At 36.7% G+C, this 19,629-nt stretch carries 17 protein-coding genes; 4 read left to right on the top strand and 13 right to left on the bottom strand.

All coding sequences use genetic code 11. The annotated features are described in order from the left end of the window. The 3 genes from AC52CF_RS12875 to AC52CF_RS12865 all read left to right on the top strand — a co-directional run bounded on the left by AC52CF_RS12875 (position 1) and on the right by AC52CF_RS12865 (position 2,290). Entirely contained in the window at positions 1-567 is a 567-nt protein-coding gene (locus AC52CF_RS12875; RefSeq protein WP_375181550.1) for a phosphatase PAP2 family protein, read from the top strand. Then, positions 564-1,379 (top strand): tetratricopeptide repeat protein, encoded by an 816-nt coding sequence (locus AC52CF_RS12870; protein ID WP_496517231.1) that lies wholly within the window; start codon positions 564-566, stop codon positions 1,377-1,379. The genes AC52CF_RS12875 and AC52CF_RS12870 overlap by 4 nt, the downstream gene beginning before the upstream one ends. Before the next feature lie 455 nt (positions 1,380-1,834). Continuing rightward, on the top strand, positions 1,835-2,290 hold the full coding sequence (locus AC52CF_RS12865; RefSeq protein WP_496517230.1) for a tRNA (cytidine(34)-2'-O)-methyltransferase: 456 nt from the start codon (positions 1,835-1,837) through the stop codon (positions 2,288-2,290). Positions 2,291-2,315: 25 nt separating this feature from the next. On the opposite strand, the gene AC52CF_RS12860 is transcribed toward AC52CF_RS12865, so the two are convergent. Then, on the bottom strand, positions 2,316-2,789 hold the full coding sequence (locus AC52CF_RS12860) for a 23S rRNA (pseudouridine(1915)-N(3))-methyltransferase RlmH (RefSeq protein WP_108411135.1): 474 nt from the start codon (positions 2,787-2,789) through the stop codon (positions 2,316-2,318). A 133-nt stretch (positions 2,790-2,922) separates the two neighbouring features. Between AC52CF_RS12860 and AC52CF_RS12855 the strand changes: the two genes are divergently transcribed. After that, positions 2,923-3,942, top strand: coding sequence for a YihY/virulence factor BrkB family protein (locus AC52CF_RS12855; RefSeq protein WP_375181552.1), 1,020 nt, complete (start codon positions 2,923-2,925; stop codon positions 3,940-3,942). On the opposite strand, the gene nhaA is transcribed toward AC52CF_RS12855, so the two are convergent. From nhaA to AC52CF_RS12795, 12 genes are all read right to left on the bottom strand, one after another. Then, a complete protein-coding gene (gene nhaA, locus AC52CF_RS12850) occupies positions 3,939-5,120 on the bottom strand; it encodes a Na+/H+ antiporter NhaA (RefSeq protein WP_375181553.1) in 1,182 nt (393 codons plus the stop codon). The genes AC52CF_RS12855 and nhaA overlap by 4 nt on opposite strands. Positions 5,121-5,122: 2 nt before the next feature. Further along, positions 5,123-7,333, bottom strand: coding sequence for a RelA/SpoT family protein (locus AC52CF_RS12845; protein ID WP_214589336.1), 2,211 nt, complete (start codon positions 7,331-7,333; stop codon positions 5,123-5,125). A 112-nt stretch (positions 7,334-7,445) separates the two neighbouring features. After that, on the bottom strand, positions 7,446-7,811 hold the full coding sequence (locus AC52CF_RS12840; protein WP_214589337.1) for a hypothetical protein: 366 nt from the start codon (positions 7,809-7,811) through the stop codon (positions 7,446-7,448). Positions 7,812-8,023: 212 nt separating this feature from the next. Beyond that, the gene (gene acs, locus AC52CF_RS12835; RefSeq protein WP_214589338.1) at positions 8,024-9,934 is read right to left on the bottom strand and encodes an acetate--CoA ligase; all 1,911 of its coding nucleotides are present in this window, start codon (positions 9,932-9,934) and stop codon (positions 8,024-8,026) included. A gap of 181 nt (positions 9,935-10,115) precedes the next feature. Then, positions 10,116-12,002 carry an AMP-binding protein gene (locus AC52CF_RS12830; protein WP_214589339.1) on the bottom strand — a complete coding sequence of 629 codons (1,887 nt, stop codon included), beginning with the start codon at positions 12,000-12,002 and terminating at the stop codon, positions 10,116-10,118. A gap of 108 nt (positions 12,003-12,110) precedes the next feature. Beyond that, positions 12,111-12,470 carry a response regulator transcription factor gene (locus AC52CF_RS12825; RefSeq protein WP_214589340.1) on the bottom strand — a complete coding sequence of 120 codons (360 nt, stop codon included), beginning with the start codon at positions 12,468-12,470 and terminating at the stop codon, positions 12,111-12,113. Positions 12,471-12,609: 139 nt separating this feature from the next. Continuing rightward, on the bottom strand, positions 12,610-13,047 hold the full coding sequence (tnpA, locus tag AC52CF_RS12820; protein ID WP_214589341.1) for an IS200/IS605 family transposase: 438 nt from the start codon (positions 13,045-13,047) through the stop codon (positions 12,610-12,612). A gap of 33 nt (positions 13,048-13,080) precedes the next feature. Continuing rightward, entirely contained in the window at positions 13,081-15,789 is a 2,709-nt protein-coding gene (locus AC52CF_RS12815) for an ATP-binding protein (RefSeq protein ID WP_214591062.1), read from the bottom strand. After that, on the bottom strand, positions 15,782-15,976 hold the full coding sequence (locus AC52CF_RS12810; protein WP_214589342.1) for a hypothetical protein: 195 nt from the start codon (positions 15,974-15,976) through the stop codon (positions 15,782-15,784). The genes AC52CF_RS12815 and AC52CF_RS12810 overlap by 8 nt, the downstream gene beginning before the upstream one ends. Positions 15,977-16,054: 78 nt before the next feature. Further along, positions 16,055-16,294 (bottom strand): DUF6814 family protein, encoded by a 240-nt coding sequence (locus tag AC52CF_RS12805; protein ID WP_214589343.1) that lies wholly within the window; start codon positions 16,292-16,294, stop codon positions 16,055-16,057. A 43-nt stretch (positions 16,295-16,337) separates the two neighbouring features. Continuing rightward, positions 16,338-17,918, bottom strand: a complete 1,581-nt coding sequence (locus AC52CF_RS12800; RefSeq protein WP_214589344.1) for an MFS transporter — start codon at positions 17,916-17,918, stop codon at positions 16,338-16,340. Positions 17,919-18,155: 237 nt separating this feature from the next. Then, positions 18,156-19,535: a porin gene (locus AC52CF_RS12795; RefSeq protein WP_375181555.1), complete on the bottom strand. Its 1,380-nt coding sequence runs from the start codon at positions 19,533-19,535 to the stop codon at positions 18,156-18,158. Between the last annotated feature and the right edge of the window lie 94 nt (positions 19,536-19,629).

Below are 19,629 nucleotides of genomic sequence, written 5' to 3'. Positions count from 1 at the left end.
ATGGAGGAGATCATTCAGGAAGATAAAAAAGTTTTTTTGTTTCTCAATAACTTGGGAGACTCGTCTTTCGATCAGTTTTGGCAGCTCATTTCCAGTACATGGATATGGATTCCGCTTTATATTATTTTCTGTTATTTTTTATTCAAAAATTACAAATTAAGATCATTGGTTTTTATATTGATCTTTGTAGGTATTGGTGTAGCGGTTTCGGATCAGCTTGCCGGTGTTTTCAAATATGGCGTTGCCAGATTAAGACCTTGTCATGATCCCACATTAGAACATCACATGAGAATTGTGAAATGTGGCGGACAGTATGGTTTTTACTCTGCTCATGCTTCTAATACATTTTTTCTGGCAACTTATTTAAGTATTTTATTAAAAAAGAATCTTAAATGGTTTCCTTATGTTATATTTGTATGGGCGGCAGTAGTTGCATACAGCCGCATTTATTTAGGAGTGCATTTCCCGATAGATATTTTGGTGGGGGCGTTTGTTGGATCTTTATTGGGAGTGGTTTTCAGTGCGCTCGCAAAAAAAGTAATCAACAAACAAAAAATAACTTCATGAAAAAATCTTTATTCCTTTTAGCAACAGTATTTACTTCATTCAATCTTAACGCACAGGACAAAAAAATAGCTGAAGACTGCTTTCAGAAAGCGGACTATAAATGTGCGGAAGAACAATATTCTAAACTGGCTCAGAGTGAAAGAATCCAGAAATTACAGTCGGAATATTACAACAATTTAGGAACTGCCCAGAGAAGACTTGGCAAAACTTCAATGGCTTTTAAATCTTACGAATCCGCCTTAAAAGCAAATCCTATGTCTGCTGCTGTATACGCCAATTTAGGCTCCATTCACGGACAGAAAGGAAATAAACAGGCAGCAATCGATTATCTCAACAAAGGGCTTCAGATTGAGCCTGAAAACGCAGATATTTACCTTACCCGTTCAAAAGTCTACGAAAGTTTAGGCAAAAAAGATCTTGCCATGAAAGATCTGAACCAAATTCTTACGTTTGCACCCGATAATATTTATGCAAGAACCGGACTCGCGAATCTGAAAAAAAACAGCGGAGATCTTGAAGGGGCTTTAAAAGATTACAACCAGCTTATCTCCGAAAAACCTGAATCTTTACTGTACAGTGGAAGAGGAGACGTTTATTTTAGGCTGAAAAAAAACAAAGAAGCTCTTGCGGACGTTAATAAAGCGATTTCTATAGATCCAAAGTTTGCTCAGGCTCATGTGAACAAAGCTTTGATTTTATTTGAAACAGCAAAGCCTAAAGAAGCATGTGCAAGTTTAGATAAAGCAGTAAGCTTAGGATATGAAAAGCCTTTATTGATGGATTATTATTCTAAATGTGAGGTTAAAAAATAAATTTTAATCATTAATAGATTATGCCTCTTTAGCTTAAAAAACTTAATAAAATCAATTTATTGATTTCTTAATTCTTTAATAAAAATCACTCTAACCAGCTTAATTTCTTAATGTTAAATTAAGAAAAAGCTATACTTTCATTTAGAAATATTTGAAAAGGCTCTAAGAACAAAATAGATAGAAATGTAATTGAAACGGATCAGATGGTCCGTTTTTATTTTTAAATCTTTAAACTATTATTTAGCCGTGAAACTTTATTTAAAGCTAGTGGCTGCAAATGAAAAAGGTACAGTTTTAAAAAAATCTTCGATTTTTATTCTTTTAAATTCTGATTATTGCAGTATAAAGGTCTTTTGCAGCTTTTGCGGTTTATTCTAAAATTAGTTTAACAAGTTTTTATATCAATAGCAGAATTTAGTAAAACTTAATTATTTTTGAACCCTTAAAAATACGTCATGTTAAATATCGTTCTCGTAGAACCGGAAATACCCAATAACACAGGCAATATCGGGAGATTGTGTGTAGGAACCGAAAGCAGATTACACTTAATTCATCCCTTTGGATTTGTCATTAATGATAAAAACCTGAAACGCTCCGGTCTGGATTACTGGATTCATCTTGATGTTACCGAATACGAGAATGTTGACGAATGGGTTAAAAATATTCCGGATTTGTCCCGAGTTTTCCTGATGAGTTCGCATGCTGAAAAGTCCTATCTGGAAACAGAATTTCAGGATGGAGACTGGCTGGTTTTCGGAAAAGAAAGTGTAGGTTTAAGCAAAGATGTGCTTGATCGTTTTGAAAATCATCTTACCATTCCGATGTCTAAATTGATCCGAAGTTTTAATATTGCCAATTCCGTTGCTTTTGTGGTGGGCGAAGCAAAAAGACAGATTGGCTTAAAAGTTTAATATTATTTTTAAAACCTTATCCTATTTAATCATTATGATAAGGTTTTCCCTGTAAAATCTGGTCTGCTCGATATAATTGTTCCACAATGAATAATCGGATCATCTGGTGCGTAAAAGTCATTTTGGATAATGACATTTTTTCATTCGCTCTGCTGTAGATTTCTTCTGAAAAACCATAAGCTCCGCCAATCAGAATATGAATTTTTTTCACGGAAGAATTCATCCAGTTGTCAATTTTCTGGGCAAACTCTCTGCTGGTAAACTGTTTTCCTTTTTCATCGAGAATAATTACGGAATCTGTTCTGTCGATATGATTCATAAAAAGTTTAGCTTCCTCCTTTTTAAGAAGATCAGGGGAGAGATTTCTGGCGTTCTTTACATCAGGGATTTCAATGATTTCAAAATTCCAGTGTTTGGGAAGACGTTTCAGATAGTAATTGATTAAAGAAGAAATTTCCTTATCGTCAGTTTTGCCGATGCAAAGCAAATTAATCTGCATTTTTTATTTTAAGTTTAGACAGCAAAGATATTCATAAATTAAAGAATCTCATCATCTGAAAATTGGCATCAGATTTTCAAGTTTAAAAAAATCATTATTTTTGTATGGCACCTTTATGATGAAGTAAATAAATATGGGCATAAAACTTCCTAAATTCATCTTGAAAATTCAAGAATTTTTCGACGATATACATATTCCTTTTTTGGGAATATCGCTTTGGCAGATGTTTCAGATCTATATCAGCGGTATTTTTAAAGATAAAATCGGACGAAAAGCTGCGGCAATTTCGTGGAGTTTTACCATCAGTCTTTTTCCGTTTATTCTGTTCCTGCTTTCGGTTTTGCCGTATATGCCTCATTATGATAAGCTTCAGTTTTATATTTTCGAAGTGTTGCTGCATAATGTTTTCCCTTCCAATATAGAAGGTGATGTCCGAAATTATATAGAAACCAGTATTGTTCCCAATATGAAGGGAATCAGTAATTTAACCATAGTTTTTGCTTTGATATTCGCAACAAACGGAACCTTTTCACTCATCAACGGATTTAATGAAAATACAGATGAAAAAATGTCGGACGTTAAAGAATTTATCCTGTCTTTTTTCATCACTATCGGGTTTATTACGATTGTATTTCTAGCCCTTTTCGGAGTCTACTATTCAGAATTTGTGCTTAAACTGTTTACGCCGGTTCAGGATATTTCGTGGCTGGTGGATAACCTTTCCAAAATCATCGGATTTGTATCATTCCCTATCTTTTATTTTATCTTACTGGCTTTATTTTACTGGCTGGGAACGGTAAGAATTGCCAGATTCAGACAGGCGGTTCCGGGAGCTATTTTAACAACGGTTTTATTTGTACTCACTACTTACGGTTTCGCGCTTTATGTGAAGAATATCGCCCGTTACAACGTTCTTTACGGTTCCATCGGAAGTATGATTCTTTTAATGGTTTGGGTAAATGTAAATGTTTATCTCTTACTTTTCGGAAATGAACTCAATATGGCAATAAGAAAAGTGAGAATCGAAAAACTGCTTTCCGACGAACTGAAGAAAGAAGCAAAAGGCTATCATGCAAAAAATTCTGAGCCGGATCTGGAAGGCGATGAAAATCATAAGTGGAAATTGACCGATAAAAAAGACAAAGAAAATTAGTTTTCCCCGTCTTCGATAATATCATTTTTAGAACTTATTTTCAGAATTAAAAAACCTGAAACGGCAGCAATAAAAGAAGCTATTAAAATCGCAAATTTAGCCTCATCCTGAATCGGAATTTCATCCTTGAAGGATAAGAGTGCGATAAAAATAGACATCGTAAAACCAATTCCAGCAAGCAATCCTACGCCGATCATGTGCATCCATGTGCTGTTTTGAGGAAGTGAACTTACTTTCAGCTTTATGGCAATCAGAGAAAAAAGATTGATTCCGACTAATTTTCCTGCAACTAATCCGATAATAATTCCCAAACCTAAAGTGCTTGTAAGACCTCCGATCATTTCGTTATTGAAAGTGATGTTGGTATTGGTTAAAGCAAAAACAGGCATAATGATGAAACTTACCGGGAAATGAAGCTGATGCTCCAGTTTTTCTAAAGGCGAAATCTCAACATTGGAAACATTGGTAGGAATGGTAAATGCCAGTAAAACTCCTGCAATAGTAGCGTGAATTCCTGAATGATGAAGGAAATACCACAAAAATAATCCCGGAATCAGATAGAAGATAATTCGGGTAACTTTCAGAAAATTCAATAAAAATAATAAAGCGGTAATCCCTAAAGACAGCAGTAAATAGTTCCAGTGAATCTGCTCTGTATAAAATACTGCAATGACCAGAATCGCTCCCAAATCGTCTACAATGGCTAAAGCAGCAAGGAAAATTTTAATCGAGTTTGGAATTCCCTTTCCCAACATGGAAATAATAGCCAATGAAAAAGCAATATCTGTTGCCATCGGAATTCCCCATCCGTTTCCGTATGAGGTTCCGAAATTGAAAAAGCTGTAAATAGCTGCCGGAACAAGCATACCGCCGATTGCCGCAAATATCGGCAGAGAAGCATTTTTAAATGAAGAAAGTTCGCCTTCTACCATTTCTCTTTTAATTTCTAACCCCACCAAAAGGAAGAAAATAGCCATTAAACCGTCGTTAATCCAGATACTAACGGGATATTTTAAATGAAAAATTTCTGTTCCTGCTTCTCTGTCCAGAAAGTGCTGAAAGCTTTCCGCAAAAGAGGAATTGGCAATAAGTAAGGAAACTAAAACACAGAAAATCAGGATAATTCCTGAAGCCTGACTGCTTTCGAAAAATTTTTTAAAATATACCGTTAAATTCATATCTAAGATTGTAGTCGTCTCACTCTGGAAACGCCGTTAATATCATTCAGTTTGGTGAAGGTCTGTTCAAGCTGGCTTTTATTTTTTACCTCGAGAATGATCGTTCCGGTAAAAATTCCGTCATTGGATTCGATGGACATACTTTTCATATCCATTCCCATCGCTCCACTGATGACAGTGGTAATATCATTAATCATTCCCATTCTGTCGAGTCCTTCAATTTCTATTTTCACTCTGTTCTTAAAGCTTTCCGCATTTACCCATTTTGCAGGAATTACCCTGTAATCGTACTGTGCGCGAAGGTTGATCGCGTTCGGACAATTGTCGCTGTGTACTTTGATCCCGTCTGAAATCGTGATAAATCCGAAAATTTTGTCTCCCGGAATTACTGTACAGCATTTTGCATAGCTGTAGTTCAGTTTTTCTTCATCTTTTCCAAAGACAATCATGTCAAGATTCTGCTCTTTCGGCTCTACAAAAGTTGTATTTTTCGCAGGTGATTTTCTGAATCTTGAAAGCAGGTTGTTGAATACGTTTTTACTTTCAATGTATTTCCTTAAACTGCTTGCATCCAGATCGTTGGACTGAAATTTAAGAAAAAGCTCCTGAGAAGTTTTAAGGTTAAAGAACTTCTGAAGTTTGTTTACTTCTTCATCGTTAAAGTTAATTTTCGCATGACGCAGTTTTCGCTGCAAAATTTCTTTTCCTTCTTCTACTAACTGATTTTTTTGTGAGTTTAAGTAACTCTTGATCTTTGATTTGGCTTTTGAAGTAACAACGAATTCCAGCCAGTCGGATTTTGGTTTCTGGTTTTGGGAAGATAAAATATCAATCTGATCTCCATTTTGCAAAACGTAAGAGATCGGCACCAGTTTTCCGTTGATTTTTGCGCCTAAACATTTCATTCCCAGATCGGAGTGAACGGAAAATGCAAAATCCAGAGCGGTTGCATTGGTCGGCAAAATTTTAATCTCACCTTTTGGCGTAAATACAAAGACTTCCTTTGAATATAAATTCAGCTTAATATTATCCAAAAGTTCAGATGTAGAAAGGTTTTGCTGCTGTTCCAGAACTTCCCGGATTTCAGTTACCCAGTTTTCAAAATTCCGGTCTTCAGAGCTTTGTTTATAGCCTTCTTTGTATTTGTAATGTGCTGCAACTCCTTTTTCCGCAATTTCATCCATCCTTTCGGAACGGATCTGTACTTCAATCCATTTTTTATCAGGACCGAGAACCGTTAAGTGTAAACTTTCGTATCCTGTAGAACGCGGCTGTGTAATCCAGTCCCGCATTCTGGATGGATTACTGTGATAAACATCCGTTACAATGGAGTAAATTTTCCATGCAAGGAATTTTTCGTTTTTGGCATCCGATTTATAAATAATTCGGATGGCATAATTGTCGAAAACTTCTTCAAAAGAAACTCCCTGTTTCAGCATTTTCCTGTAAATTGAAGAAATGGCTTTTGCACGTCCTTTAATTTTGAAATTTAATCCCTCTTCATTTAATTTCTCAGAAACTTCTTTTTTAAATTCCTCAATATATTTTTCGCGGCTTTCTTTGGCGAGTTCTAATTTCTCGGTAATTTCTTTGTAAACATCCGGATTGTTATACTTTAAAGAAAGGTCTTCAAGCTCAGATTTGATGTTGTATAATCCGAGACGGTGCGCCATCGGAGCGTAAATATATACGGTTTCGGAAGCAATTTTCTTCTGTTTGTCCGGTGCCATGCTTTCCAGAGTACGCATATTGTGAAGACGGTCTGCAATCTTGATCAGAATCACCCTGAAATCTTCAGACAGCGTTAACAGAAGCTTTCTGTAGTTTTCAGACTGTACCGAAATATTCTGATGATTCATAATGGAAATTTTAGTAAGTCCATTCACGATATTGGCAATTTTCTCCCCAAAAATTTTCTTCAGATCTTCGTAGGTATAGTCGGAATCTTCAATTACATCATGCAGTAAGGCGCAGGCAATGGAAGTGGCTCCCAAACCGATTTCCGTTGCTACAATTTTGGCAACAGCAATAGGATGGTAAATGTAGGGTTCACCAGATTTTCTTCGCTGATCTTTGTGCGCATCGAGCGCTATATCGAATGCCTTACGGATGAGCTTGTTATTTTCCTCATCCAAAGTTCTGTATGTATTCGAAATCAGATCCTTATACCTTGCAAGGATCTCCTTGTTTTCCTGTTCTAAGTCGTAACTCATTTGTGTAAAAGCCTATATTTACACGAAAATACGAATTTTTTTGCAGTTTTCAGCATTAAAAATCCGCAGAACGCTCTGCGGATCGGTGGTTATTAATTTTTATCTTTAATGGTTAAAATTTTACTTCAGAATCTATTCCGGCGGTAGAGATTTTAATCTTTACATCGGGACTGTTGTGGATTTCTGCTTTGTTTCTGGCATCAATAAATCTCTTGATGTTCATGTAATTTGCCTGTTCAATTTCCATATTTTCAAAAAGATAGGTCTTTAAAACATCATTCTCACTGAAAATACCGGAAGCACTATCGGTCTGATGCTCATCTTTCACGACAACACTTACCAGATATTGGGAGTGTAATTCATCATCATGAAGATATACAATGTATTCTGAATCTTTGAAACCTGAGTTTTCAAGGTCTGCTTCTATTTTTTTATAATCGCTGTGATGTCCAAATAATCCAGCTAATATATTTGACATAAGCATTGGTTTTAATGAGTATATAAAGTTAGCTATTATAGGTGAAATATTTTAGTGAAAATTCAAATAAATTATTATTTTAATGTAAAATCTATAAAATTTGTATGTTTCTTTGAAACTGTCTATTGAATCAATATTTAGTAAGTATGTCAGAGTGCAAATAAGAAAAAGCGGACTAAAAGCCCGCTCCCTGATACATCAGTTTATATAATTTAGTTAATCCTTTCGTTTTTGATCTCTTCCACAATTTCAGGATTTAAAAGGGTAGTGATGTCTCCGAAGTTGCTGAAATCTCCTTCCGCAATTTTTCTGAGGATTCTACGCATAATTTTTCCGGAACGCGTTTTCGGAAGTCCCGAAACAAACTGGATTTTATCAAGCTTGGCAATCGGACCGATCTGGTCTGAAATTAACTGATTAATTTCTTTTTTAAGATTGTCCTTATCTCTGCTTTCTCCGGATTCTTTCAGGATCACGAAACCGTACAAAGCATTTCCTTTGATGTCGTGAGGATACCCTACGATTGCAGATTCCGCTACAGCTGGATGTTCGTTGATGCTGTCTTCAATTGGGGCAGTTCCTAAATTGTGTCCGGAAACAATAATCACATCATCTACACGGCCTGTAATTCTGTAATAGCCAACCTCATCACGCAAAGCACCGTCTCCTGTGAAATATTTCCCCGGAAAAGCGGTAAAATAGGTTTCCTTGTATCTTTGATGGTCTCCCCAGATCGTTCTGGCAATTCCCGGCCATGGAAAACGGATGCACAGATTTCCTGTTACCTGATTTCCGGTAATTTCGTTGCGTTTATCATCCATCAGAACAGGCTGAATTCCCGGTAAAGGAAGTGTTGCGTACGTTGGTTTTGTAGGGGTAACGAAAGGAAGAGGAGAGATCATAATTCCTCCGGTTTCTGTCTGCCACCAAGTATCTACAATAGGACATTTCTTGTTACCTACATGATCGTTGAACCAATGCCAAGCTTCATCGTTAATAGGTTCTCCAACAGAACCGATCACTTTTAACGAGCTTAAATCGTGTTTGTCTACCCATTCTGAACTTTCTTTAGCCAGAGAACGGATCGCAGTAGGAGCCGTATAAAACTGTGTAATTTTGTGTTTTTCAATCACTTCCCAGAATCTGTCAGGTTCAGGATAAGTAGGAACCCCTTCGAAAATGACAGTGGTTGCACCGTTTAAAAGCGGACCATAAAGGATGTAGGAATGTCCTGTAATCCAGCCAATATCGGCAGTACACCAATAAATATCATTTTCTTTATAATTGAATACATTTTTAAAAGTATACGCAGTATACACCATGTATCCGGCGCAGGTGTGAAGCATTCCTTTAGGTTTTCCCGTAGAACCGGAAGTATAAAGAATGAACAGCGGATCTTCCGCATCCATAATTACGGTAACGAAATCCGGAGAGGCATTTTCATAAAGATCTTCCATCCAAAAATCCCTGTGCTCCTTCATTTTCACTTCATTGTTGGTTCTTTTTACCACCAAAACTTTTTCTACACTTGGCGTTTTTTCCAGTGCTTCGTCTACAATGCTTTTAAGATCCAGAACTTTGTTTCCTCTGTAGCTTCCGTCTGAGGTGATGACCATTTTTGCGCCGCAGTCATTTACTCTTGAAGAAACGGCTGAAGCCGAAAATCCTGCAAAAATAACGGAATGAACGGCTCCCAGTTTTGCACAAGCCAGCATTGTGATTGCCAATTCCGGAATCATAGGAAGATAAATGCAGACTCTGTCGCCCTTTTCGATGCCCATTTCACGAAGAACATTGGCGGTTTTGTTGACTCTTTTGTAGAGTTCGTTGTAAGAAATATGCTGTGCTTCTTCTTTCGGATCGTTGGGTTCCCAAATGATTGCCGTTTTATCGCCTCTTACCGCTAAATGTCTGTCGATGCAATTCTTGGTAATATTTAATTTAGCATTTTTAAACCACGAAATTTTTGCTTCATTCATATCGTATTTTACGACCTTGCTCCATCTTTGATACCACACGAAATTTTCATCTGCAATTTTGTCCCAGAATTTTTTAGGATTTTTGATAGATTTTTTATACTCTTCAAAATATTGCGGTAGGTTTTCTATCTGATAGTTTCTCATATCCTTTCTTTTTTGAAATTTTATTATTTAAATTTTTAGTCTCTTTTAAAGTCTGTTTAAATTTTTATTTAAAGTTGATTTTTATTCTTTTGAGCGCTTTAATTATTATAGAAATTCACTTTAATACTGTCTTTTGCGACTTTTGTGGTTAATCCTGAAATAGTTTAAACAATTTTATATTTTATCTTCTGTAATCTCCAATTTTCTCCTGAATCTCTTCAATGATTTTTTCGTCATCAATCGTTGAAGGAATCTGGAATTCTTTTCCGTCCAGTAGAGTTCGGATCAGCTTTCTTAAAATTTTTCCTGAACGGGTTTTAGGTAAGCGTTTTACAACCATCACATTTTTAAGACAGGCAACGGCGCCTATTTTTTCACGGACTGTTTTTACGATATCCTTTTCTACCTGATCTTCGGAAACAGCGGATCCGTTTTTTAAAACAACCGTTGCAAAAGGAATCTGTCCTTTCAGTTCATCATCAATTCCTACAACAGCGCATTCTGCAACATCGGGATGAGAAGAAACAATTTCTTCCATTTCGGAAGTGGAAAGGCGGTGTCCTGCAACATTAATTACATCATCCACTCTTCCTGTGATGAAAATATAGCCGTCCTCATCTTTTATGGCTCCGTCTCCGGAAAAATAATAGCCTTTGTACTGCGAGAGATAGCTTTTCTCAAAACGGTCATAATCTTTCCATATTCCCAGTAAAGCTCCGGGAGGAAGCGGTAATTTTATAACTAAATAACCTTCATGATGCGCATCCAGTTCATAACCGTTTTCATCGAAAATTTTAATATCATAGCCGGGAATTGGTTTTCCTGCGGAAGCTCTTTTGATTTTGTAGTCTTCATTAAAAGTCATTAAACCAAGCATTGGCGAACCTGATTCTGTCTGCCACCAGTGATCGATTGCCGGAACGCCGATATGTTCTGCAAACCAGTCTAAAGTGGCAACATCACATCTTTCTCCTGCTAAAAACTGCTTTTTGAAGTGGCTTAAATCGTAATTTTTCACCAATTCTCCGTTCGGATCTTCTTTTTTGATGGCTCTGATTGCGGTAGGAGCGGTAAACATGGCTGCTACTTTATATTCGGAAATAATTCTCCAGAATGTTCCGGCATCGGGCGTCATAATAGGTTTACCTTCAAAAATAATCGTCGAATTTCTGTTGATTAAAGGACCGTAGACGGTATAACTGTGACCAACTGCCCATCCGAAATCGGAAGCTGCCCAAAAAGTTTCTCCCGGCTCGATTCCATAAATATATTTCATCGAAAACTTCAACGCAGTTGCATAGCCTCCTGTATCTCTTGCAACGCCTTTTGGCTTTCCTGTCGTTCCGGAAGTATACAGCAAATAGAGTGGATGAGTGGATTGCACCGAAACACAGTCCGCAGGTTCTGAATCCTGTATCAATTCTTCGTAATCAATTAATCCATCAAACATTTCATGTTGATTATCAACCAGTTTTCTGTTGTACACAATGATGTGATCTACCTTATCTTGTGCCAGTTCGATCGCTTTTTCTACCAAAGGCAGATAAGGGATTCTTTTTGCAATTTCAACTCCAGCGGTTGCCGTAATTAATGCTTTTGGTTTGCAGTCGTCAATTCTCACTACGAGTTCATGTGGTGCAAAACCGCCGAAAACCACATTATGAATGACTCCGATTCTCGCGCACGCAAGCATGGAAAACAAAGTCTGCGGAATCATCGGCATATAAATGACAGCAGTATCGCCTTTTTTTAGACCTAAAGAAATTAATCCTCCTGCCAATCTCGAAATTTCTTCTTTGGCTTGATTGAAGGTGTAGGTTTGCTTTTGGTTCGTTACCGGAGAATCGTAAATAACCGCAACCTGATCTCCAAAACCATCTTCAATATGTTTATCAATGCATAAATAGCACATATTGAGTTTTCCGTCCGGAAACCACTGATTGTATTGGTTTTCGTCATTAGAAGTGATAGTTTTCGGGAATTCAAACCAACTTATTTCCTGAGCCTGTTCTTTCCAGAAGTTCTCCTTGTCTTCTATACTTTGCTTAAATAAAATATCTGTACTCATATTAGTTTTTGTGTTTTTGTCATTGCGAGGAGCGTAGTGACGAAGCAATCTTTTAATATTTTGTTGAGATTGCTTCACTTCGTTCGCAATGACGGTTTGTAAAATGTATTAAAACATTTCCTCAATCTGCTGCATGAGTTTTTTGATTGAATAAGGCTTTGTAACGTAAGCATTGGCTCCCATTTCCAGACCTTTTTCAATGTCTTTCGGATTGTTTTTGGCACTCAGAAAAATTACTTTTGTATCTTTCAGTTTTTCATCCTGTTTTATTAGTTCCAGGGTACTGTATCCATCGAGATTCGGCATCATAATATCCAATAAAATGACATCGGGCGTCATTGTTTTCAGAAATTCCAGAACTTCTGTTCCATCTCTTGCAATAAATACATCGTATCCGTTTTTCTTGAAGCTGTATTCCAGCGACATTAATATTTTGTGCTCGTCATCGGCAATGATTATCTTCTTCATATTGTGATTGTCTTTTTGTTCAACTGCATTATTTTTTTTGTTTCTTTTGGGGAACCCGAAGGGTTCAATTTAAATAGCCGTAGGTGAAACCTATGGAATAAAGATTCGCATCAAATCAACCCGTAAGGGTTGAATTTTATTAATTGAATTCCGGCTCGATTCCATGTTCTGCTAAAAGCTTTTTAAATTCGTCATCAAAAGTCTCTGTTCTATGGTGATGTTTTTGATTTTTTATATAATTTATTATTGTTTCTTTATCCTTTAATGAATAGGTAAATGCTCCATATCCTTCCTGCCACCCTGAGAATTCAGGAAATAATCCCGATTCTTTCATCCATAAATTGGATGCAACTTTTATATCTTTTACAAGGTTGCTGAGAGTGATATTCGGATGAACGTCACAAAAAATATGAATGTGATCTGGCATTCCGTTAATTCTATATAATTTACACTTTTTATTTTTTAAAATTCCCCAAATATATTTGTATAGCTCTGATTCATTTTCTTCATTAATTGTTTGTTCCCGATGTTTGGTTCCGAAAACAATATGATAAAATATTTGTCGATATGTTCCCATTTTCTCATTTGTGTTTATTTATTTCCATAGGTTTTACCTACGGCTATTTAAATTGAACCCTTCGGGTTCTCCTTCTTGTTCTTTTGGCAGAGCAATCGTAAAAGTCACGCCCAATCCGCTGTTTTCTGCTTTTATGGTTCCGCCCTGAGCTTCTGTGATTTTTTTTGAAATGGCAAGTCCTAGTCCGCTTCCCGTTGGTTTCAAAATGTTTTGATTTTTCGACTGATAAAATTTATCGAAAATCATTTCCAGATCCTCTTCGGGAATATGCTTTCCGGTATTGAAGATTTTAATGATTAACCAATCTTCCGTTTCTGATAATTTGGTCTGAATAGTTCCCTGTTCATCCGTAAATTTCAAAGCATTTCCTAAAATATTCTGAAAAAGCTGAATCATTCTTGCTTCATCATATTTAAATACAAACTGATTGAGAAGATTGACCTCACTCAGATGAATATTCTTCTGCTGAATAAGATGCATAAGAGGGTTTACTGCTTTTTTGTACGTTTCAAGAATATTATTTTCCTGAATGTGCAGTACGATTTCGCCATGCTGCAATTTGTCCAGATACAGAATATCGTTGATGATTTCACTCAGCCTGTCGGATTCTGTAATGATGTTGTTTAAAAATTCCTTTTTAATTTCCAGAGGAATATCGTCATCATCAGCTAAAATTTCTCCGGCGGAACGGATGGCGGTAATCGGAGTTCTTAGTTCATGGGCAACAGAATCCAGAAAATCATCTTTCTGACGGTCTTTAATGATGAGGTTTTCATTGGCATTTCTCAGATCATCGGATAACTTTTGCAGCTCTTCCGATTGTTCGGTAAGCTTTTTATTAAGCGTGATGGTTTCTTTTGATTCTTCAAGAATGTTTAAAACTTCTTTTAATGAGATTTTATCTTCTTTGGTAACGCCTTCAATTAAAATTTTAGCAGAAGCCGTTCCGATTCTACCCGCAAGAAGATTTTCGGAAAATTTAATAAATCTTGAATCGGCGGTTTCCGTCTGCGAATCAATATTGTATTTTAAATTAAAAATTCTTAACGCCTGTTCGGTTTTGTTTTTACCTAAAAATCGTTCCAGAATATTTTTAATGTCCGAAACGTAGGCTGTTCCGCGCCAGATAAAAGCATTTTCGTGGTTTTGAATGTACTTGTCAATGTCTACATACAATTCAGCAAAATTTCTTTCACGGTAATTTCCTTTAGTGCTGACAGAAATAATTGAAAATAAAGCAGTATTCACTAAAAGAGACCAGAAGAAAATCTGTGGAATTCTTCCTAAAAAGGAAATCTTGAAAAAGTCAAAAGCATTGTAAAGCTCTCTTAAAACACCTTTAAATTCTTGATTGTAAGAGAAGTAATATTGTGGAATAATCAATCCGAAATAACAGATTGCCAATCCTGCCAATAAACCGATAACAGCACCTTTGTAACTTCCTCTACGCCAGAAAATAGCTCCGAAAAAAGCAGGTGCCAATTGAGCAATGACAACGAAAGAAATTAATCCGACAGAATCCAGCGAAGTTTTTAAAATAAAATATTTGTAAAAACCAAAAGCCATGATAATCAGTGCGAAAATACTGAATTTCCTGATGTTGGTGATATTTCTTGTATTCTGAATTTCGTTTTCAGATTTAAATTTTCCTAATAATCCGTAAGGAATAATCAGGTTATTGGAAAGCATGATGGATAAGGTGATCGCGGAAATAATAATCATCGAAATGCATGAGCTCAGACCTCCCAGAAAAACCAAAACTGTAATTAAAGTATTGTCAAAATATTGCGGAATCAGGATAGAGTAGAATTCCGGATTGACGTTCTGTCCATTAAAAATCAGTCTTCCTCCCCATGCAATAGGAAAAATGAAGATCGTGAAAATCAATAAATAAAGCGGAAAAAACCAGATGGCTGTTTTGATGTGTTTTTCCTGTCGGTTTTCTACGATCGCGGTATGAAACTGTCTTGGAAGAATACAGATCGCTGTTCCCGAAATCATGCAGAGCACCATCCAGTTCATCGCACCTTCAATACCGTTGAACGTATTTTTTTCTTTAAAATCCTTAAAAAGACTTGCCTTTTGGTAAATATCCGAGAATCCGTCAAATGCAAAGTAAATAACAAATAATCCTAAAATAATAATAAAGAATAGCTTAAGAAAACTTTCCAGTGCAATAGCGGAAATTATTCCCAAACGTTTTTCGGAAGCATCAACGTAACGTGTTCCGTAATAGGATGAAAATAAAGCAATTAAAACAACAACGAAAGTTGCGTTATCCGTTAAAATGTTTTTAGAAATTGCTGTTTTGGTTACCAGATGAAAAGTTTCAGAAATAGCCTTGATCTGCAAACCGATGTACGGAACAATTGCCAAAAGACAAACCACTGTAATAATCGCGCTGAAACTTCTGCTGTTCCCATATCGCAAAGAAATAAAATCGGCTAAACTGCTGATCTTATTCACTCTGGAAATACGTACAATTCTCGTGTTGATGTAAATCCATGCAGGAATCACCATTATCGGTCCCACATAAATCGGAAGATAATTAAGCCCGCTTGTTGCCGCCACACCAATGCTTCCGTAGTATGTCCATGCGGTACAGTACACAGCAAGGGAAAGCGCGTAGATGTAAGGATTGTTGATCCAGAGCTTGCTCTTTTTTTTCTCCGCCAGATGAGCAACTAAGAATAAAAGTGCCAGATAAAACAAAACTACAGTGAATAAAGCGAAACTACTCATCATACTTTTTTACGATTACAAAAGAAATAATGATGGAAACCATCCAGACAGCGAAAATATAAACCAGAATCATCGGGTAACCGAAAACTTCCCGGTCATTGTTGAAAAGCAGTGAAACCGGAATACTGAAGGCAATCAGAAGTCCGATGCTCAGAATGATCAGTTTTTGTTCGTGTCTTTTTTTCATATATGATAATTAAATGAATGATAATTGATGGTCTGACATTTTTGTATCATGCATCAATTATCATTCATCATCAATAGATTAAACTTTATCGTCAGAATATTCCCCGATTAGCGCATAGTAGCCAAAAATTGCCATTCCGCCGGAAATAATCGGCATCAGTACACAAAGGATAATGATCCCGAAAACCAGATCTTCCTGTTTTCCTGAGGTGATTTTGGGAATTCCCATTACTGTAATTCCGAAATATCCTACAACTAATGCAATGGCGATCCAGAGTATGCCAAATATTTTTTTTATTGTGTTGAGTATTTTGTTCATTTTAGTAGTTTTAAAATTAATAAATTTTTAAGTGATTCCGGGATTAATCGTGAATATTATTGTTCTTATTTTTAAGATAAATTAATCCGACTAAAAGACAGACTCCGGCAACGCCTATCGGATACCAAAGTCCTTCCAGATACCATTCAGGATGTCCTCCGTCTTTTCCTGTGGTTACGAGATAAGTGGCAACAGCAGGAAGCAGTCCTCCGAAAACGCCGTTTCCGATATGATAAGGGAGCGACATCGAAGTGTAGCGGATTCTTACCGGGAACATTTCAACTAAAAATGCCGCAATAGGACCATAAACCATCGTTACAAAAATCACCTGAATGAAAACTAAAAATACAAGATACCATTTTGTGCTGTCGTTGATCTTTATCGACTGAGTTACCTTTGCTTCTTCAGCTTTTCCGTCTTTCATCACAGGTCCGGTCGGAGACCAGTGTACAATACTGTCTTTTTTAGCTAAAGTTCCGTCTGTGAAAAGCGTTTCTTTGTGAAAGGTGATTAAACTGTCCGTTGCAATTTTATCATGAATTTTTGCCGTTCTTTTTTCAACCAAGCCGCTTTCTGCAAAGGTTTTGGATTTTAAATCAACGCTTTTAAACATCCTGTCATAAATCGGTCTGTACGCTAAAATGGCGATCAGCATTCCGGTCATCATGATTGCTTTTCTTCCAACTTTATCAGAAAGCCATCCAAAGAAAACGAAGAACGGAGTTCCCAAAAACAAAGCAGTTGCCATTAAATAATCCACCTGAATCGATTCAATATTCATCACTTTCTGAAGGAAGCTCATCGCATAAAACTGTCCTGTGTACCAGATTACTCCTTGTCCCATCGCTGCTCCGAATAAGGCAAGAAGGACAAATTTGAAGTTCAGTTTATTTCCGAAACTTTCTTTTAATGGATTTTTAGAAGTTTTTCCTTCACTTTTAGCTTTGGCAAAAAGCGGAGATTCTTTCATGTTTTTTCTGATGATGTAAGAAACTCCTACCATTAATATCGAAATCCAGAACGGAACTCTCCATCCCCAACCGTCAAATTCCTCAGTGGAAAGAGTGGTTTTTGTCACCATAATTACAATAAGTGAAATGAAAAGTCCGGCTGTTGCAGTAGTCTGGATCCATGAAGTCCAGTAGCCTCTTCTTCCGGGCTGTGCGTATTCTGCGACATAAGTTGCAGCGCCTCCATATTCACCTCCTAAAGCCAATCCCTGTAATAATCTTAAAATTAATACCAAAACAGGAGCCATAAATCCTATGGTTTCATAACTGGGAATACATCCGATAAGAAATGTAGAAAATCCCATAATCAGTAAAGTAACCAAAAAGGTGTATTTTCTCCCGATAAGATCTCCTAATCTCCCGAAAAATAATGCTCCGAAAGGTCTCACGACAAATCCTGCGGCAAAAGTAGCAAGCGTGGATAAAAATGCTGCGGTAGGATTATCTGCCGGAAAAAATTTAGTAGCCAGTACAACGGCAAGACTTCCGAAAATATAGAAATCATACCATTCGATCAGTGTTCCGAGAGATGATGCTGTAATGACGCTCCAGATCGTACGATTCTTTTGCTTATCAGTCATATTCTCGTAGCTTATTTCATTGTTATCGCTCATATGCTTTAATTTTTGATGTTAGTTTAAATTGATTGGATTTTGATAGTTTTTGTTTTTTATCGCAAGGGTGCAAGGAAAATTTTATATGCTTTATGTTGTAAGGCGCAAAGAATTTATCTTCGATAAAATTTAAAAGGGACTTGCTGAAAATCTTTGATTTTCTTGCGTCTTAAAAACGTTCTGGTTTAAAAAAGCTTTGCGTCTTTGCGATTGTAAAAAAAATAATGATTAATATTTTTATAAATAAATCTGGAACTGTACAATGAATTCCCCTTTTGAAGAAGGACTTTCCGTAGGACTTGTATAAACCGGTCTTGTTGAATACTGCGTGGTAATTTTCGCATGATGACCGTCTATGAACCAGTTTGCGCCCACATCAAACTGTGACGAAGATTTGTCAAACGCTTCAAAATTCTTGTGAGTATACGCCGCGAAAGGCTGGATTCTGATTTTCGGTTTTTCAGCCTGACTTGGCAATAGCAATCCGGCTTGTGCGTAGATAATATTCCCTGTTCCGATGGTTGGCTGCAGATTTCCTACTCCTGCAATGGCTTTGCTTCCCGTAAAATTCGGATCAGAAGCAGCGATATTCATAATTCCTAAATTTCTCACGTAATTCGGACCAAACTGATAGTTGTAATAACCTGCATACGCGGAAACTGCCATTTTATTTTTAGCATTTCCCAAAGGAATATCTGCAAAAGCATCTACTGCAACAAGGGTGATGTCGTGCTTTTCAACAGTGGAATTTATAGAAGTTCGGGTTCCGTCTTTTTGATGGTAAAATCCTGCGCCAAGATTAAAAACTTTTTTGGTTCCCAGATAAGAACCTACTTTGAAAGGCAATACGTTGGATTCTTCATCCAAAAACTGATACTCTACATATCCCGCTTTTGAAAAATTAGGATTTCCGTTATTGTCTACGGCAACCGCTTTAGCCGGATCGGTAACATTTACCGGAGTTAAATCCGTTGCAAAAGGCTTATTTAAGCTGAAACGGTATTCCAGTTTTCCGTATTTACCTTTAGCAAACATTCCCAGTTGCCTTGCAAACTGATCGGAATTATCGATTAATGGCCACGTAAAAATAGGGGAGTCAACCGTAAGGAAGTTTAAAGTTGAAGCCATCGTCATTCGGGAAAGTCCCATGTAATAATGCAGTCCCGCCCCTAAAGACAAGGTAAATTTTCCTGCTTCTCCGGGTAGAAATACAGCGTATTCATTCCATGCATCATGAAAAAAGAGCTGCGGTTTTTTACCGTTTCCATAACCTCCTGTTCCTGAAGTTCCCGAACCGCCTCCATTGATAAATGTCTGATTGTTAATCCCAAAATGCGCTAAGATCATATATCTTTTGGAAATCTGAGCGTACGCCAAAGTACGTAATCTCCTGTTTCCCAGACTCCAAGAATTGTCTGTCGGTTCTCCGCCAACCATACTTCCCGGATTCATTTGCGTGTTCCTCAACCAGAACTGATCCCATAAAATGAACCTGACATATTTATCGCCCTGCTGATTAAGATTAATTTTTAATCCGCTTCCGTAATCCGGCGAACCTTGAGCGTATAAAGAATTGCTGATTAGAGCCAATCCAATAAAAGTGATTAATTTCTTCATAAATTATCAATTTTTGGCGTTGTTTTTTGTGAAAGCCAAATTGTAATTAAAAATTTATTTAAAGAAATTTAATATATATTAATGGTAAGTATAT

The organism is Chryseobacterium sp. 2P (genome assembly GCF_059579425.1).
This window is presented reverse-complemented; position numbering and strand designations above follow the sequence as displayed.

What these genes read in the sequence shown, in the direction of transcription:
- AC52CF_RS12875 (WP_375181550.1), top strand. Translation starts at nt 1, where the DNA reads ATGGAGGAGATCATTCAGGAAGATAAAAAAGTTTTTTTGTTTCTCAAT.
- AC52CF_RS12870 (WP_496517231.1), top strand. Translation starts at nt 564, where the DNA reads ATGAAAAAATCTTTATTCCTTTTAGCAACAGTATTTACTTCATTCAAT.
- AC52CF_RS12865 (WP_496517230.1), top strand. Translation starts at nt 1,835, where the DNA reads ATGTTAAATATCGTTCTCGTAGAACCGGAAATACCCAATAACACAGGC.
- AC52CF_RS12860 (WP_108411135.1), bottom strand. Translation starts at nt 2,789, where the DNA reads ATGCAGATTAATTTGCTTTGCATCGGCAAAACTGACGATAAGGAAATT.
- AC52CF_RS12855 (WP_375181552.1), top strand. Translation starts at nt 2,923, where the DNA reads ATGGGCATAAAACTTCCTAAATTCATCTTGAAAATTCAAGAATTTTTC.
- nhaA (WP_375181553.1), bottom strand. Translation starts at nt 5,120, where the DNA reads ATGAATTTAACGGTATATTTTAAAAAATTTTTCGAAAGCAGTCAGGCT.
- AC52CF_RS12845 (WP_214589336.1), bottom strand. Translation starts at nt 7,333, where the DNA reads ATGAGTTACGACTTAGAACAGGAAAACAAGGAGATCCTTGCAAGGTAT.
- AC52CF_RS12840 (WP_214589337.1), bottom strand. Translation starts at nt 7,811, where the DNA reads ATGTCAAATATATTAGCTGGATTATTTGGACATCACAGCGATTATAAA.
- acs (WP_214589338.1), bottom strand. Translation starts at nt 9,934, where the DNA reads ATGAGAAACTATCAGATAGAAAACCTACCGCAATATTTTGAAGAGTAT.
- AC52CF_RS12830 (WP_214589339.1), bottom strand. Translation starts at nt 12,002, where the DNA reads ATGAGTACAGATATTTTATTTAAGCAAAGTATAGAAGACAAGGAGAAC.
- AC52CF_RS12825 (WP_214589340.1), bottom strand. Translation starts at nt 12,470, where the DNA reads ATGAAGAAGATAATCATTGCCGATGACGAGCACAAAATATTAATGTCG.
- tnpA (WP_214589341.1), bottom strand. Translation starts at nt 13,047, where the DNA reads ATGGGAACATATCGACAAATATTTTATCATATTGTTTTCGGAACCAAA.
- AC52CF_RS12815 (WP_214591062.1), bottom strand. Translation starts at nt 15,789, where the DNA reads ATGAGTAGTTTCGCTTTATTCACTGTAGTTTTGTTTTATCTGGCACTT.
- AC52CF_RS12810 (WP_214589342.1), bottom strand. Translation starts at nt 15,976, where the DNA reads ATGAAAAAAAGACACGAACAAAAACTGATCATTCTGAGCATCGGACTT.
- AC52CF_RS12805 (WP_214589343.1), bottom strand. Translation starts at nt 16,294, where the DNA reads ATGAACAAAATACTCAACACAATAAAAAAAATATTTGGCATACTCTGG.
- AC52CF_RS12800 (WP_214589344.1), bottom strand. Translation starts at nt 17,918, where the DNA reads ATGAGCGATAACAATGAAATAAGCTACGAGAATATGACTGATAAGCAA.
- AC52CF_RS12795 (WP_375181555.1), bottom strand. Translation starts at nt 19,535, where the DNA reads ATGAAGAAATTAATCACTTTTATTGGATTGGCTCTAATCAGCAATTCT.